Origin of the sequence: Actinophytocola sp., from assembly GCF_035942955.1 — a bacterium.
Lineage (GTDB): Bacteria > Actinomycetota > Actinomycetes > Mycobacteriales > Pseudonocardiaceae > DASYTH01.
The window spans coordinates 46,558-61,654 of the sequence record NZ_DASZCQ010000072.1; the positions used below are offsets into that span (position 1 = coordinate 46,558).

The 15,097-nt window shown below is 71.6% G+C and carries 17 protein-coding genes; 7 read left to right on the forward strand and 10 right to left on the reverse strand.

What is annotated here, in order from left to right:
- Positions 1-17: 17 nt before the first annotated feature.
- The 3 genes from VGX25_RS07600 to VGX25_RS07610 all read right to left on the reverse strand — a co-directional run bounded on the left by VGX25_RS07600 (position 18) and on the right by VGX25_RS07610 (position 2,315).
- On the reverse strand, positions 18-389 hold the full coding sequence (locus VGX25_RS07600) for a hypothetical protein (RefSeq protein ID WP_326916898.1): 372 nt from the start codon (positions 387-389) through the stop codon (positions 18-20).
- 69 nt (positions 390-458) lie between these two features.
- Positions 459-1,187, reverse strand: a complete 729-nt coding sequence (locus VGX25_RS07605; protein WP_326916899.1) for a hypothetical protein — start codon at positions 1,185-1,187, stop codon at positions 459-461.
- Between the two features lie 51 nt (positions 1,188-1,238).
- Complete coding sequence (locus tag VGX25_RS07610) at positions 1,239-2,315, reverse strand: YncE family protein (protein WP_326916900.1); 1,077 nt, start codon at positions 2,313-2,315, stop codon at positions 1,239-1,241.
- Between the two features lie 588 nt (positions 2,316-2,903).
- Between VGX25_RS07610 and VGX25_RS07615 the strand changes: the two genes are divergently transcribed.
- Entirely contained in the window at positions 2,904-3,194 is a 291-nt protein-coding gene (locus VGX25_RS07615) for a hypothetical protein (RefSeq protein WP_326916901.1), read from the forward strand.
- Between the two features lie 116 nt (positions 3,195-3,310).
- Here the strand turns inward: VGX25_RS07615 and VGX25_RS07620 are convergent, their stop codons facing one another.
- Positions 3,311-4,435: an alpha/beta hydrolase gene (locus VGX25_RS07620; RefSeq protein ID WP_326916902.1), complete on the reverse strand. Its 1,125-nt coding sequence runs from the start codon at positions 4,433-4,435 to the stop codon at positions 3,311-3,313.
- 405 nt (positions 4,436-4,840) lie between these two features.
- On the opposite strand from VGX25_RS07620, the gene VGX25_RS07625 reads away from it, so the two are divergent.
- Entirely contained in the window at positions 4,841-5,713 is an 873-nt protein-coding gene (locus VGX25_RS07625; RefSeq protein ID WP_326916903.1) for a DUF4394 domain-containing protein, read from the forward strand.
- Positions 5,714-5,796: 83 nt separating this feature from the next.
- On the forward strand, positions 5,797-6,204 hold the full coding sequence (locus tag VGX25_RS07630) for a hypothetical protein (protein WP_326916904.1): 408 nt from the start codon (positions 5,797-5,799) through the stop codon (positions 6,202-6,204).
- A 55-nt stretch (positions 6,205-6,259) separates the two neighbouring features.
- Here VGX25_RS07630 and VGX25_RS07635 read toward each other — a convergent pair whose 3' ends face one another.
- From VGX25_RS07635 to VGX25_RS07645, 3 genes are all read right to left on the reverse strand, one after another.
- Positions 6,260-7,276, reverse strand: a complete 1,017-nt coding sequence (locus tag VGX25_RS07635; RefSeq protein WP_326916905.1) for a proline racemase family protein — start codon at positions 7,274-7,276, stop codon at positions 6,260-6,262.
- A 27-nt stretch (positions 7,277-7,303) separates the two neighbouring features.
- A complete protein-coding gene (locus VGX25_RS07640; RefSeq protein ID WP_326916906.1) occupies positions 7,304-7,837 on the reverse strand; it encodes a hypothetical protein in 534 nt (177 codons plus the stop codon).
- Between the two features lie 263 nt (positions 7,838-8,100).
- On the reverse strand, positions 8,101-8,637 hold the full coding sequence (locus VGX25_RS07645) for a hypothetical protein (protein WP_326916907.1): 537 nt from the start codon (positions 8,635-8,637) through the stop codon (positions 8,101-8,103).
- 157 nt (positions 8,638-8,794) lie between these two features.
- Here VGX25_RS07645 and VGX25_RS07650 point away from each other — a divergent pair, with 157 nt between their 5' ends.
- Complete coding sequence (locus VGX25_RS07650) at positions 8,795-9,847, forward strand: winged helix-turn-helix domain-containing protein (RefSeq protein ID WP_326916908.1); 1,053 nt, start codon at positions 8,795-8,797, stop codon at positions 9,845-9,847.
- A 19-nt stretch (positions 9,848-9,866) separates the two neighbouring features.
- Here VGX25_RS07650 and VGX25_RS07655 read toward each other — a convergent pair whose 3' ends face one another.
- Together VGX25_RS07655 and VGX25_RS07660 are read right to left on the reverse strand one after the other, a co-directional pair.
- Positions 9,867-10,124: a hypothetical protein gene (locus tag VGX25_RS07655; protein ID WP_326916909.1), complete on the reverse strand. Its 258-nt coding sequence runs from the start codon at positions 10,122-10,124 to the stop codon at positions 9,867-9,869.
- Positions 10,125-10,158: 34 nt separating this feature from the next.
- Positions 10,159-10,749: a serine hydrolase domain-containing protein gene (locus VGX25_RS07660; RefSeq protein WP_326916910.1), complete on the reverse strand. Its 591-nt coding sequence runs from the start codon at positions 10,747-10,749 to the stop codon at positions 10,159-10,161.
- Positions 10,750-10,906: 157 nt separating this feature from the next.
- Between VGX25_RS07660 and VGX25_RS07665 the strand changes: the two genes are divergently transcribed.
- Positions 10,907-11,164, forward strand: a complete 258-nt coding sequence (locus VGX25_RS07665; RefSeq protein WP_326916911.1) for an NAD(P)-binding domain-containing protein — start codon at positions 10,907-10,909, stop codon at positions 11,162-11,164.
- A complete protein-coding gene (locus VGX25_RS07670; RefSeq protein ID WP_326916912.1) occupies positions 11,161-12,027 on the forward strand; it encodes an ester cyclase in 867 nt (288 codons plus the stop codon). The genes VGX25_RS07665 and VGX25_RS07670 overlap by 4 nt, the downstream gene beginning before the upstream one ends.
- Before the next feature lie 30 nt (positions 12,028-12,057).
- On the opposite strand, the gene VGX25_RS07675 is transcribed toward VGX25_RS07670, so the two are convergent.
- On the reverse strand, positions 12,058-12,699 hold the full coding sequence (locus VGX25_RS07675; RefSeq protein WP_326916913.1) for a CGNR zinc finger domain-containing protein: 642 nt from the start codon (positions 12,697-12,699) through the stop codon (positions 12,058-12,060).
- Positions 12,700-12,793: 94 nt separating this feature from the next.
- Here VGX25_RS07675 and VGX25_RS07680 point away from each other — a divergent pair.
- A partial coding sequence (locus VGX25_RS07680; protein ID WP_326916914.1) for an AAA family ATPase occupies positions 12,794-15,097 on the forward strand: 2,304 nt, incomplete at its 3' end.

Here is a 15,097-nt window from a genome sequence, read left to right on the forward strand (position 1 = left end):
GCGTCGGCTTGGACAACTCATGACGATGAACACGATCCGGATCGACCGGCGGGTAGCCGTCGGCCGAGGATCTCGGTGGCGATGGTGAACCGTTCGTCCCAGGACGTGGCCGTGCGCAGCCTGTCCTCGACCCGTCCGGCGTCGCGACCCCAGAGGTCTACCAGCGGTGCCATCGTTTCGCTGAGATCGGGTGATGCGCCCAGTACCGCGGCCGCCACCTGCGGCTCCAGCCGGATCTGCAGACACTCCTCCGCACAGCCACTTGCCCGCAGATCACCGGGCAGCAGCCCGATGACGACGCTGCCGCGCTGGCGCCGCGCCGGGCTACCCGCTGTCGTGCGGCTGGCCGCCCACGCCCCGATGGCCGTATCGAGTTCGTCGCCGTCCACACGCTGCAACGTGCGGCGGATGGTGGACTCACACGGCACTCGCGGCCCGGTGCATCTACCCTGAGCTACTCAGTAGACCGGTCGGCGGTGGTCCTGCGAGCAGACCGTGCCTGTGGCTCGGCCTTCTTGGCTGCCGCCGCCTTCTTCGCCGGGGCAGCCTTCGCGGCGGGCGCGTTCGCCTTTCTTCGCCGTGGGTGTGCTGCTCCCTTGGGCAAGCACGCCTGGTCTCGACACGACAATGACGTCCGCGATGCCGGGGACCTTTGTCAGTGCGTCCCGGGTGAGATCGTGATGTTCGACCGAGGCCGTCGAGTCGTCAATGAACACAACGATCTCGTCGTAATGGGTCGCGCGCTGCAAGTACGCGACCGAGTCCGTCATCACTTCCTGTTCGATCTTCTTGAACTCGGCCGCCGGGCCGGCGTAGATGTACTTGATCTCAACGAGCAGTCTGAGGCTTGGTATCCCGAAGTCTGATCGGGTGCTTGCATGCCCGACCTTTGGATTGGGGTCCTCGTCGTTCACGTCGTCGAACACCGAGCGCAGAATGAGATATAGGATGTCTTGAATTTCGCGCTCTGATGTGATGGGCCAGCGGATAGGCTCCTTGACGCGATCGTCGTCGTCCCACCGCCATCGCCGCATTGCGGCGGGAAATCGCTTGAGAAGCAGGCTCAGGTGCGTGCGGCTCAATAGCGTTTGGTCATCCGGGCGCCCGCTCGGCCGCCAAAGGGCGAGTCCGACCTTGGTCAGCAGCGTCGCCAGCAGAGGGCTGCGGCGTTGATAGCGTTGGGCCAATCCGTCGACTTGCTCGGCGAAGATCCTTGAAGGCGTGGCGGTGTGATGTTCTCAGATCTGGCAGAACAGTTGGGGTGGCGGGTGCGGGGCGAGCCGCTGGCCCGGTCGTGGCGCGGCCGGGGCGGTGGCGGACAGCCTGATGTCGATCACCCGCGGGTTGCCGTTGGGGTCGGGGACGCCGAACACGTCCAGGATGGCGCCGGTGTCCGGGTTGAGCACCGCGATGTTGCGGCCAGCGTCCAAGGCGGCGTACAGCAGGCGGTTGTCCGGGGTCAGCGTGACGCTGTAGGGGTTGCGGCCGTTGATGACCGTGCGGACGATCGCCCCGGAGGCCGGATCGATCACCCGCAGCGCGCCGCGGTTGTCCGTGGCGCAGGAATCGGCGACGTAGACCCCGGCGCCGTCGGCGGTGAACTGGTAGTCGGCCAGCCAGAACGGCAGCGGGATGTCCCGCAGGATCGTGTCGGTCCTCGGGTCGATGACCAGCCCGGAGTCGGTCAGGGCCAACCGGCCGCCGGGGGCGAACTCGACCCGGGAGAACACGTCCCGGTCGGGTGTGGGGATGACCTTGGTGACCGTGTCGCTCGCGGTGCTGATCACCACGAGCGCGCGCGGCCGGGTCCCGTTCGCCCCGACCGACAGGTAGATCCGGGAGCCATCGGGTGAGATCGCCAGGCCGAGGTAGAGGTCGTCGACCGCAATCGTCCGGACCACCCGGCGGGTCGCGGTGTCGATCACACTGACCCGGCCGTCACGATTCTGGTTGACGTAGACCCGGCGACCGTCCGGAGTGACCGCAAGCCGGCCCGGGGTGCCCCCGACGTTGATCGTGGCGACGACCGTGCTGGTCGCCGTGGAGACCACGAGGACCCGCCCCGTGGTGGGATCGGAAGCGTAGACCTCCCGGCCGTCCGGGCGCACCGCGATCTTGGGCTCGGAGCCGAACGCGATCCGATCGGTGATCGTGTTGCCGACCGGGTCGAGCACCAGCAGCTCGCTGCTGGTCACGCTGCTGTTCACCAAGTACCCCCGGGTGGCTCCGCCGGCCGCCACCGCCGCCGGCGCGGTGCTCACCGCGATCGCGACCGCCAGCACGGCCGCGGCACAGTCCCTGACCCGGTTTCCCATGAGAATCCCCAAGACGTCGGCATACGGTACCGGCGATGCTAGGAACGCCCGGAGTTATGCCGGAATGGGGCGGTACCACCAGGCACGTAGGTACTCCACCCGCCCAACGGCACGCGGATGAGCAGCAGTCCAGCACGACGACGTCGCCGATCACCAGGCCAATCGGCAGGCTCATGGTGCTCGCGAACTCGATGGCAACAAGCAGAGCCGACTCGAACTCTACCGACTCGGCTGGTGGCCAAGGAATAACACTCACGATGCTGGCAACCGCGACGACGGGCGAGTACGCAAGTACTTGCGCACGACCATTCTTTCTTGGCCAGGTGTGTCCAGCTGCTGAGGCTGGTCATGGCCATAGGGTCTGCCAGGAATGGGGACCTATGACCCTAGGCTGGCGTCGATCAGGTCGCGGAGACTGAATCCTCGGCCTGGTCGAGGTCGCAAGTCCGGCGAGTGCGCCGAGGTCAGCGCCGCGTGACCGGAGACGACGCGGAGCCGAATGGACAGGCTTTCCGTGCGGGGCAACGACGTCGTGGCCGTGCCGGCACGGGGCACGCCGCAGCGAAGTGCGACGCGGGAGGAAACGTCATGAGCATGCTGACCGGCGCCGAACCGGCCCATTGGCACGGCGAGTCCGGCGAGCACCAGCTGTACGACCCGCGGGACCGCCCCTGGTGGAATCCGCGCCGGGCGAAGGCGGCGGAGTTGGCCTACGTGAGACATCTGACGGCGCACGAGCTGGCGGGGTCCCGGGGCCGCCAGGCCACGGACAGTCCCGAGGTTGCGGAGTTGTTCGACCGGATCGACAAGTATCGACAACTGATCAATGCCGCCGAAGCGGAGATCGACAGGCTGCGCCTGCGGAGCGCGGAGCAGTGACGGTCAGGGCCGACCAACGGCGGCGCCCCGGAATTTGCCAATCTGGCAGTAACGAGTTCTCAACTTTGCCCGGCCTCTTTGGCGGAATGCCATTCAACAACGGCCGCCTGTCCTGATCAGACGGTCGGACCCATGAAGTCGATCTCGGGGAACTGTGGCGACGGGCCGTTGAGCAGTGGCTCGGGCTGGTGGCGTGGGTGCCGGTCGACGAAGGCAGCGACGTAGCTGCGGATGATCTCGACGCATCGCGCACCGGGCAGCGGCTGGACCGGCAGGCCCACCCAATCGCCCCACACGGCGATGTCGGTTACCGAGCTGTGTTCCATCTCGGGTGCGTGCAGCCAGCGGCGCCAACCGGTCAGGTGGGGCCAGGTCGCATCCCAGCTCGCGTCCTGCCCGGGAAGCCCATGCCGGGCTCCGGCGCCCAGCATGAGGAACGGGCGGGACAGGCCGGTCTGGAGGGCTGGCTGGAACGACCCGTCCAGGTTGATCCCGGCGTCCACCCGCCGGTCGGCGAGCATGGTGGCGGCGGCCGCCGCCCCGCCGATCGAGTGACCCGCGGCCGCGATCCGGCGGGGGTCGATCAATTGCCCGTACCGCCGGTGGCCGAGCAGGCGGTCGAGTACGAACGAAAGGTCCAGGGTCCGGCTGGCGGCAATCTCCGGCCCGTTCACCTCCCCGGTGCACACCACGCACTCGGCCACCCGCCCGTCGGGGAAGGTGACCGCCGCCGCCTCGTAGGTGTGGTCCACACCGGCCACCACGTACCCGCGGCTTGCCAGGTCCTCGGCCAGCGCCGTCAGCGTCCAGCGCGGGAGGCCGAAGCCCGGCGAGAGCACGACCAGCGGCAGCCGATGCGGCGTGCGTAGCGGCGGCACCCCGACCCGCGCGTGGATGCGCACCCGGGTCAGCGCGTCGGCCGGCACAGGGATCCCCGCCAGCACCAACGCGGACTCCTCGGCCGTGGCGTACGGCACCCGGTGCCCGCCAGGGACGGCGGCCGGGTACCACACCGACACCATGAGCTCCCGCGGCCCGGTCGGCACCCACGGATCCGGCCGGTCGGCGTCGACCAGATGCAGCGCATCCGAACCGACCCACTGCCGCCCGGTCGGCGCCGGCAGCGTGAACTGGTCATCGCCGGGGTGCGGCGCCGTCCCGGGTGCCGCACCAGCCGGCGCGACGAGCGCCATCGCCGCCAGCCCGGCGATCACCGCCATGACGTTCCGCAAGGCTCTCATCGTCACAACCTTCCCCAGTCGGATCCCCAGCCCCATTTCGCCCAGTTTCTGCCAATCGATCCGCCGATGGCAATCGTGAACTGTGACAGCTTGTCCTACACCTTGTTGGTGAGTCGGCGGCCAATGATGCGGATCATGGTCCAGTGGACCATCTCACGTGCGTTCGACAATCCAGCTTCGAGGGCAGGACCGCGATGCGGTTACGCGCGCGGGGACTCCGTCGTCGTGCTTGGCCGGCTGGCGACCGGGCCGGCGTGTGCGTCCGGCTTCACCGGAAATGACAGGTTGATCTCGCTTCGGCCGGCGCGTTTCACACATTTCACGAAGAACCCGTGGCCGTGTCCTCGGGAAGATGTGCGGGCTGGCAATCGCCAGCACATCAGAATCCAGAGGGGTGGAAACTCAGTGAAGGTATGGATCAAGAAGGGGATCGCGGCGGCGGTGGTGGCGGCCTCGGCCGCGCTGGCGGTCGGGTCGTCGGGCAGCAGCTCGGCCACGGTGCCCGGGCTGCCGGCGTTCGGGATCACCAGCGACGGCGGGCTGATGGCCTCGTTCAACACCAACACTCCGGGGGTGCTCAACTGGGTCTCGGTCCCGACCGGGTTCGTCTGCGGTGAGACTTTTCTGATCGGGATCGACTTCCGCGTGCAGGACGGCCAGCTGTACGCCCTCGGCAACCGCGGCTGCATCTACATCGTCACGCTCCCGCCGGCGCCGCCCCCGCCGGTGCCGGTCGTGTCGCTCAGGCACGTCTCCCAGCTCAGTGTTCCGTTGGAGGGCACGAACTTCGGCGTCGACTTCAACCCGGCGGCCGATCGGCTGCGGATCGTCGGTGACACCGGGCAGAACCTGCGGCACGACCTCAACACCCACGTCACGGCGGTGGACGGCAGGCTGAGCTCCGGGCCGAACACCGCGACGGTCACCGGCATCAGCGCCGCCGCCTACACGAACAACGACCTCAACTCGAGTAGCAACACCACGCTGTTCGACATCAACACGACCACTGATCAGGTCGTCATCCAGTCGCCGGCCAACACCGGCTTCGTGATCGCGACCGGTTCGCTGGGCGTCGACGCCGGCCCCAACGCGGGCTTCGACATCTTCGCCGACCTCAGCGGCGGCAAGACGATCTCGAACACGGCCTTCGCCACCCTCACGGTCCCGGGCAACAGCCGTTCGACGCTCTTCACCGTCGAACTGCTCACCGGGACCGCGACCAGCGTCGGCCTGTTCCCGTTGAACATAAGCGACATCGCCGTCGCGCTCGACTCATAGACCCCGCCGGTCCTCCGGCCGGCACACGGTGAGCCCGTCCCCGCACCCCGCCGGGACGGGCTCACCCGTCGAGGGTGATGACGGTGAACGTTGAGCGCGATCGCAGCGCGGGAGCGGTCGAGGTCGAGGTCGAGGTCGAGGTCGAGGTCGAGGCGAGAGTAGCTGTCCAGCATGGTGCGGAGATCGGGGCCGGTCGCCGGCCGCCGCGCAAGGTCGCGCGGCCACCGGTCGACGTCGGGCGGTTCGGCGGCACGTCGGCGCTGGCCGCGGGTGCCCTTGCGGCTGGTACCCGGCCCGAATCCGGCGCAGTCGGCCGAGGTCGCGACTTGCGATCATGCCGACGTCCGTCACCGTGCACCAGCACGGCGAGGCCGTGGTGGTGGAGGTGCGCGGCGACGTGGATCGACCTGCTCGCGGTGAGCGTCCTGGGCACGTCCGGTCCGGCCGCCCTGTACCCCACCCGCGCCGAGGCGCTGCTCGGACAGGTCTGACGCCGGGGCCTACCCGACGCGGTCGCCGGACATTGTCGTTCGCCGGGTTCGACACTCACCGCAGCAGGAAGCCGGGGACCAGGGGGTCGTGCGGGTCCATGCAGAACGCGTGCTCGCCCGTGCGGTAGGCCATTCCGGTCACCTGCGGGATGATGGCGGGGCGTCCGCCGATGTCGACGGTCTTCAGCACCGTGGCGGTGAACGTGGTGCCGACGATCGAGTCGTGGCGTAGCACGGCGCCGGTGGGCAGGCGGCCGTCGGCGGCCAGCACCGCCAGCCGGGCGCAGGTGCCCGAGCCGCACGGGGAGCGGTCGACCTCGCCGTCGGCGAAGACGGTCACGTTGCGCTGATGCAGGTGCCCGGCCGTGTCGCCGAGGTGGTCGACCCAGATGGTGCCGTAGATGCCGGTCAGGCGCGGGTCGGTCGGGTGCATGGCATGCTCGGTGTCGTTGAGCGCCCACTTGATCTCGCGGCCGAGTGCGACGAGCTGATCGAGACACGCCGGTGTGACCGACAAACCCAGTGCGGCGGCGGGCAGCGTCGCGTAGATCGCCCCGCCGTAGGCCACGGTCACCCGCACCTGGCCGCGGGAGGTGGTCACCGGCACGTCGGTGGCGACCACCCAGCTGGGCACGCCGAGGAAGTCGACGGCGATCACCCGGCCGTCCTGGCGGTGCACCCGGGCTGTCACCCGGCCGGACGGCACGTCGATCACCACGTCCACGCTGCCGGTCACCGGGGCGGCGACCCGGCCGGTCTCCACCGCCCACACGCCCAGCGCGATCGTGCCGTGCCCGCAGGCGGTCGAGAAGCCGTCCTTGTGCCAGAACAGCACACCCAGATGCGCGCCGTCGTCGTCCGGCGGCACGAGGAACCCGCCGTACATGTCCGCGTGCCCGCGCGGCTCCCAGCACAGCACCGCCCGCACGCCCTGAACCTCGGGATCCTCGATCGCCCGAGCCCGCCGCTCGGCCACCGTCGCACCCGGGATCGGCACCGGAGGATCCACCACGATCCGAAACGGCTCCCCGCCCGTGTGGTAGTCCGTGGTCGCGATCGTCGATGGCACCACGACGGAATGGTGCCACGCCGGAGCCGGTCAGCCGTACCTGATGCTCGTGACCGTGGCGTATTTCCAGATCGAGTGGACCGGCCGCGCGGCTATTTCCGTGCGAAGCGCGGCGAGTCGGGTGGCGCCGCGCAGGGCGGGCAGGGTGGCGGCGGTGGTCAGCACGGTGAGCGTCAGCGCCGCGGCGCTCGACGGCCGATGTCCGGCCAGTCCACAGGCCGGGCTCGCCGATGAGCCCGATGATCCGCTGCGGGAACCGCGGCCGCAGCAGCTCACCCTCCGGCGAGGCCAGCGACTCGGCCAGGGCCGGGGAAAGCACCGCCTCGCCGCCGGCGGGCAGTCGCGAAACCCGGGAGGCACCGGCGCGCCCGGCCCGGCCGGGCGCACGAACATGCCGCGGATCCAGCTGTCCCGGAACTGCGTGCCCGTGCCCAATCCGCGCACCAGCAACGGGTCGGCGCCCGCCAGCGGCGTGAAGTCCGGCTGCCGGGCGGCGAACCTGGCTTCCCGCGCCTGGAGCATCGGGCCGGCCGACGCGCCGACCAGGAGCACGGCCAGGGCCAACCCGATACCGATGGTGCCAGCACCAGCCTGGTCACCGCGGTCTTCGTGACCTGCCCACCGCCGATGGCGAGCCGGACGCCCAACAGCAGATCACCGGCCAAGCGGGACGCCAAGGACATGGCGCGGCTCGTTACTTCGGTCGCGATAGGACTCACGGTGGACCGGTGGGATACCGGAAGGTGCTGCGTCAGCAGCCCCGAGTGTCGCGGGCCGCGCCGTATCCGTCACCGCCACGGGCTACTCAATTCCGGCGCCGGGACCACTCACGCCGGGTCGACCGCCGAGCCCGGAACGCCGTTCAGGTGGAACGTCGCGTGGCGAAAGGGGGGTTGGCCGGGCACGCTGAAATGGGTCTGGATCCATCGGCCAAGGGTGACGTCGTCGTCGGGAAACACCGGTTCGGTCCACCGGCGACGGTCGAGTCGGTCGAGCGTGCCGAGCAGCGAGGCGGTCGCGGCGTCGAACCGATCGAGCACCTCGTCGACGAGCAGTATCCGCGCACCCACCACACCGGCCCGGTTGAGCCGCGCCCCGGCCGCCCGGGTGGACCACCTCGCCGTCGTGCTCCAGTGCCTGCGGCCACCCAGCGCGTCGACCAGGACCGCCAGATCGATCTCCCGCCACATCGTGTGGTGGGCGACCAGATCGCGCAGCGAGTCGCAGAAGTCGCCGATCGGCCGCCCGGCCACGGTGTGCGGCTCGGTCAGCTCCTCCGGCGTGCGTCCGGCGATGGCCTCGCGGAGGACGTCGTCGTCCTCGTGCAGCCGCCGCCGGGCCTCGCTCAGGCTCAGCTCCTCCATCACCCGGTTCTCTCCTCGGTGTCCCCGGCGCGTCAGCACCCCGCCGGCTCGGCACACGGTGACACGGAGTCCGACCTGCGACAAACGCATCTCCGGCATGGATGCCATGCCGAATACGCATGCCGTTCGTCGGCGGGCCTGATGGGATCATTCGACCGTGCTGCGTATCCGTTTCACGGCGGAGGATCTGGAGCGGACGACGTTTCGGCCCTCGTTGGGTGTCCTGGGAGAGCTGGGATTCGCCCTCCGGCAGTTGCATCATGCGGACCGCCGGTCGCCGTTCTGGGCCTGGTCCCTGGCCGGCCGCACGAGGTTGACCGGCCGACTGCGGATGACGCCGGCGCTGTTCCCGGCGGCGACGGGGTCTCATGCCGGTGCGAACGGCTCCCTCGAACCTCCGGTGACCTCCACGTTTCTCGACCTGCACGCGCTCACGGATGGGATGGCGGTCCGGGAGGACCCGTTCGAGTCGATCCGTCGTTGCCCGCCATGGCTGATGAAAGCGGAGTTGGCCGCGCTGAACCGGTGGGTGCGGCTTCCGTCCTGGAGCGCCGACCTTGGCGGCGGCGACGTCGAGCCGCGGGAGCGTCTCGTCCGGGAGCTGCGCACCGCGTTCCCGGTCCTGCTCGAGCCGCACTGGCATGCGCTGCGGCAGCACGGCCGTGGCCGGCTGGAGATGTACGCGTCGTCGCTTATGGCCGAGGGCCTGTCGGCGGCTCTGGCCAGGCTGCATCCCCGGATCCGCTGGCAGCCGCCGTACCTGGAGCTGCACCGGCCGTACGGCGCGACCGGCACGTTCGAGCTCGGCGGGCGTGGGCTGGTCGTGGCGCATTCGGTGTTCTGCTGGCCGGATCCGATTCTCAGCGCGAGCTTTTCGGACGAGTCCGCATCCCCGACACTGATCGTCCCGCTGCTGACCGGTGCGGCCGGCCTGGCGAGTTGCCTGGCGTCCGCGCGGTCCACCGGTCCCGCGCTGGCCGGCGTGGTGGGACGGACCCGGGCGCGCGTGCTGGACATCCTCGACGGCGGCGGCACGGACGGCCTGCACACCACGGCCGTCGCCCGCCGGCTCGGTATCTCGCCGGCATCGGCCAGCGGGCACATCGCCGCCCTGCGCGCGGCCGGCCTGGTCGCCAGCACGCGCGCCGGCTACCGCGTGTACCACCGGCTCACCGCGCTCGGCGTGGCCATGCTGAACGCCGGCACCTGACGGGGCAGCCGTGATCCGCTCAGCCGACCAACGCGCGCATCACGTCGAGGGCGCTGCGGGATCGGTCATGGAGCCGCTGCGGGTTGCCGGTCGTCACGATGGTCCGCCCGGCCGCGGGCGCCACGAGCACGTACTGGCCGCCCCACCCCGCCGCGAGGAACGCGCGCTGCCCGGCGATCTCGTCGATCCAGAACAACCAGCCGTAGGGCAGGTGCTCCGGTGGCCCTCCCCCGGTGTGCGCGGTGGTGGCCTCGGTGAGCAGCGGCCCGAGACGCACGGCGTCGGTGCGCCAGGCCTCGCCCAGCCTTGCCTTAGTCGAGTGCCGACAGCCGCAACCCGCCGTACCCCAACGGGATTCCCTCCGGATCGCGCGGCCACTCCCAGTCCCTGATGCCCAACGGCGCGAAGATCCGATCGGCGGCCAGCTGAGCCGGATCCCCCGCGGCGGCGAGCACGGCCGCCGCCAGCAGGTGCACGGCGCCGTTGTCGTAGCAGAACCGTTCCCCCGGCGGATCTCGTTGCGGTTGCGCCAGAAGCGCGGCCACCCAGCCGCTCGGCAGCTCCATCACCCGGTCGATGTCGTCCAGCCCGGCGCACAACGCCCCGCCGGTCATCGCCAGCAGGTCCCGTACCCGGGCCACCCGCCGCGGCCGCGGCACCCGGGCGCCGAGCAGCCCGCCCAGCGTGCTGTCCAGAGCCAACCGGCCGTCCCGCACGGCCAGCAGGACCACGGTCGCCAGCACCGACTTGGTCACCGAGTGCACCTCACCCGGCTCGCCGAGGCCGCGGTCCGCCAGCCGATGCGCGGCGACGACCGCGCCGTCGTCCACCACCACCAGGTGCTCGACATGCGCGTACTCCGGCTCCCGCAACCGGGTCAGCGCCAGGTCGACTCGATCCACACGGCGAAGTCTCGCCGGGACGGTCGGACCGCGTCCACCGGTTCCGTCACCGGACCGGGTCTTTCGGCCATGCCCGAATCACTTGTGCCGACACCGTCCATAACGGAGGGTTTAGTCTCGCCCGCGCGGGAGACCGCGGGCGGAAAGGTGATCCGGTATGCGCGTCGGCATCATCGGCTCCGGGCGGATCGGCGGAAACCTGGGGCGACTGCTCGCCGCCGCCGGGCATGAGGTGATCTTCAGCTTCAGCCGCACCACCGAGGTGTTGAAGGAGCTGGCCGCGGCCGCCGGACCGACCGCGTCGGCCGGCAGCCCCGCCGATGCCGCGCGGGCCGACGTGTCGTCCTGTCGGTTCCCTGGGGCAGCGTCGAGATCGCGCTCGAGCAGGCGGGCGACCTTTCGGGCCGGGTGGTGATCGACACCACCAACCCGTTCGAAGCCAACGGGTTGGCCGACCTCGGTGGCCTGACCTCGGCCCAGTACAATGCGGCACGGTTGCCCGGCGCCCGGCCGGTGAAGGCGTTCAACACGCTGACGGCCGGATTCCAGGCGCGGGCCGCGGGCAGAACCGGCGCCGACCGCGTGGTCATGTTCTACGTCACCGACGACCCGGCGGCCGGTGACGTCGCGGCCCGCGTGATCGACGCGGCCGGCTTCGCGCCGGTATCGCTCGGCGGGCTGGCCGACTCGGCGCCCATGGAGGCCCCGCGGCGGCCCGGCGCCGTGTACGGCGAGGAATGGAATCCCGCGCAGGCACTCGCCTTCGCCCAACTCTGGCGGCAGACCCGGACCGGTGGGCCGGATTCCTTCGTACGCCGGTACATCCGCGCCTTCGCCACCGCAGACCTGGAAACCCTGCGCACCATGTACGCCGACGACGTGGTGCTCTACACGCCGCTGGCCTGGGGTGCGCGCGGCTGGCCGTTCGTCGCCGAGTTCATCACCGCGTTCCACACGGCCAACCCGGGCATGCGCACCACGCTGCACGACGAGTTCTACGACCCGACCGGCACCCGCGCGTGCTTCCGGTTCGTCCTGCACTGGCACAACACCGGCCCGTTCTTCGGGCATCCGCCGACGGGCGACCGTGGCACCATGTCGGAGACGCACGCGATCCGCATCGAGGACGGCCGCATCGTGGAACAGTGGGTCGGCGACAACTCCTTCCAGCTGCCCTACCAGGAGCTCGTCCAGTTCGGAATGGACTTTCCGCGCGACACACCCGATCCGTACCCGGCCCTGCTCGACCTCACCGCGCCGCCGGTCGGGGGTGCGTAGCCGACGTGGTGGCATGCCGGCGCGATCGGGTCAGCTGACGTGGCCGTGGGTTCGGTGGTAGTGGCGGCGGGCGCGGTCGCGGTTGCCGCACATGGTGCTTGCGCACCAGCGGCGGCTGAGGTTCCGGCTGCGGTCGACGAACAGCCAGCCGCACGCCTCGCCCGGGCACTGTTTGAGGCGGACGAGGTCGGGGCCGAGCAGCAGGGCCGAGGTGGAGGCGGCGACCTCCCAGAGCGGCCATTCCAGCCGGCCGGTCTCGGGCCAGCCCGCGGTGAGCCCGCCGCCGTCGGGCGCGGCCAGCCGCAGGGTGGCCAGCCCGTCCTGCAGGGTGCCGTTGAGGTTGCGCAGGTCCTCCTCGGCCGGCGCCGCACCGGCCGCCACAGTGGACAGCAGGCGGAACAGGGACTCCCGCAGGGCGATCGCCTCGGCGTGCACCCCGCGCGCCTTGGCCGGGCGGGCCGCCGCGGCCGCCGTCAGGCGGTCCCGCTCGGCGTCGTCGAGCAGGCCGACCCGCAACAGGTAGTCGGCAAGGGCGGGGTAGTCGCCGATCAGGTCGATCGGTGCCCGGCTGCGCCGCCACAGCACGCTGTTGACGAAGGCGAGGCACAACCGCCCGCCCAGCGCCGGCGGCGTCGGGTCGGTGCCGCTCGGGCACAAGGCCCAGGTCCTCATCCCATGACCTTAGAAGCTTGACGAAGCGCATCGGGTACCGGAGCCTACTAACGATCAAATCCTGTTTTGGATGTTAGCTGGCGTGCAGGGGGAGGTGGCACCGCTGAGGCCGTTTCCGATGGTGGGGCGCGAGCACCAGGTCGGCGAGATCCTGGCGCTGCTGCGGCGGCCGGACATGGCCGCCGCGTTCCTGGTCGGACCGGCCGGGATCGGCAAGAGCCGGCTCGCCGCCGAGGTACTGGCCAGGGCCCGCAAGCAGGGACACCGGGTCGCCTCGGTGTCGGGCACCCAGACATGCGCGCAGGTTCCGTTCGCGGCGGTGGCCCGGTTCCTACCCGAGCGCGGCAACGCGCCCGCCAGCCGGCTGGAGCTGTTCCGGTCCGCCGGCGCGGCGCTCGCCGGCCCCGGATCCACCGGGCGGACCGTCGTGCTCGTCGATGACGCCCACCTGCTCGACGAGCCGTCGGCGGCGCTGCTGCACCACCTGGCGAGCACGCAACGGGCGTTCCTGATCGGCACGGTCCGCGGCGGCAACCGGCTCGGCGACGCCCTGCTGGCCCTGTGGCGCCAGGACCGGGCGGTGTGGATCGAGGTTCCGCCGCTCCGCGACGGGGAGGTCGACGACCTGCTGCAGGCGGCCCTCGGCGGGCAGGTCGACCTGGGCGCCGGGCACGAGCTGCACCGGCTGAGCGCGGGGAACCCGCTGTACCTGCGCGAGTTGATCAGGACCGGACTCGAGTCCGGGCGGTTGCGCAGCGCGGACGGGGTGTGGCGGCTGCATGACGGTCCGGCCGTCACGACGTCGCTCGAGGAGTTACTCGGCGACTGGCTGCGCGGCGTCGACGCCGAGGTGCGGGCGGCCGCCGAGGTGGTGGCGTTCGCCGAACCGATGGGGATGCGCACGCTGCGCCGGATCGTGCCGGCCGAGGCCCTCGAACGGGCCGCGACCGCCGGGCTGGTGTGCCTGGCCGAGGACGGGCGGCGGCGGGAGGTCCGGCTGTCCCACCCGCTGATCGGCGAGCTGCTCCGGGCGGCCAGCCCGCCGCTGCGCGCCGCGAAGATCAATGAGCGGTTGGTCGGCGCCCTTGCCGGCACGGGACTGCGCCGCCGGGGGGACGCGCTGCGGCTCGGGATGTGGCAGCTCACCGCCGGCATCCCGGACGACCCGGCGCTGCTGCTGGCCGCCGCGGCCGAGGCGGAAGCGGTGTTCGACCACCACCTGACGCTGCGGCTGGCCCGTGCCGCGCGGGACGCCGGCGCCGGCGCCGCGGCGCTGCGGCTTGAGGCGACCGCGACCGCGTGGCTCGGCCGGACCGCCGCGGCCGAGCCGCTGTTCGCCGAGCTGGAGCGGCTGGCCGCCGGCGAGGACGAACGGGCGTCCGCCGCGCTGCTGCGGGCCGGCAACCTCTGGCTCGGTCACGGGCAGGCGCGGCGCGCGCTGCGGGTGGTGTCCGCCGCCGAGGCGGCGGTCCGGACGCCGGACGCCATGGCGATGCTCGCCGCCGTCCGGGCCTTCCTGCTGTGCCAGACCGGGCACACCGCGGAGGGTCTCGCCGTGTGCGCGGAGGCGCTGCCGTTGGCGACCGAGCCGGCCGCCGTCGCCCACGTGCTTCCGGTACGGGCCTTCGCGCTCGCCGACGCCGGGCGGACCGGCGAGGCGCTGGCCGCCATCGCGGCCGCGGAGAACGTGGCTGGGACCGAGCGATTTCCCTACCTGGCCGACGGGATGGAGCTGGCGCACGCGACCGCGCTCGAGCACGCCGGCCGGTTGACCGAGGCGGCGGAGCTGACCGCCGAGCGGTACCGCCGGGCCCTCGACGGCCACAGCGACCAGGCCAGGACGGCGTGGGCCTGCTTCCGCGGGCGGATCGCGCTGCGCACCGGCCTGGTGGCCAGCGCCATCCGCTGGCTGCGGGAGGGGATCGCGCTGCACCGCACCGCGATCACGCTGTCCGGTCCGGTCGGCCGGCTCGACGCGGTCGGCGCGCTCGCACACGCCCAGGTGCTGGCCGGCGACCTCACCGCGGCCCGCGCCACGCTGACGTCGACCGGCGCCATCGACCGCGACGCGGACATCCAGGCCGCCAGCCTGGAGCTCGCGCACGCCTGGCTGCTGGCCGCGGACGGCGACCTGAGGGCGGCCCACGACCGGCTCGAGGCGACCGCGGAGCGAGCCCGCCGGCTCGGCCGGCTGGCCGTCTGCCTGCGCGCGCTGCACGACCTCGCCCGGCTCGGCGCGCCCGACCGGGCGAGCGAACCGCTCGCCGGACTCGCCGGGCGCCTCGACGGGCTCTGGCCGGACCTGTACCTGGCCCACACCATCGCACTGCGGCGCCGCGACCCGGCCGGGCTCGAGGAGTGCTCCGCCCGGTTCGCCGCCGCGGGCGCGCTGCTCGAG

Bases quoted from the DNA above. Each gene is read 5' to 3' on its own strand.
- VGX25_RS07610 (WP_326916900.1), bottom strand. From the start codon at position 2,315: ATGGGAAACCGGGTCAGGGACTGTGCCGCGGCCGTGCTGGCGGTCGCG.
- VGX25_RS07615 (WP_326916901.1), top strand. From the start codon at position 2,904: ATGAGCATGCTGACCGGCGCCGAACCGGCCCATTGGCACGGCGAGTCC.
- VGX25_RS07620 (WP_326916902.1), bottom strand. From the start codon at position 4,435: ATGAGAGCCTTGCGGAACGTCATGGCGGTGATCGCCGGGCTGGCGGCG.
- VGX25_RS07645 (WP_326916907.1), bottom strand. From the start codon at position 8,637: ATGGAGGAGCTGAGCCTGAGCGAGGCCCGGCGGCGGCTGCACGAGGAC.
- VGX25_RS07665 (WP_326916911.1), top strand. From the start codon at position 10,907: ATGCGCGTCGGCATCATCGGCTCCGGGCGGATCGGCGGAAACCTGGGG.
- VGX25_RS07675 (WP_326916913.1), bottom strand. From the start codon at position 12,699: ATGAGGACCTGGGCCTTGTGCCCGAGCGGCACCGACCCGACGCCGCCG.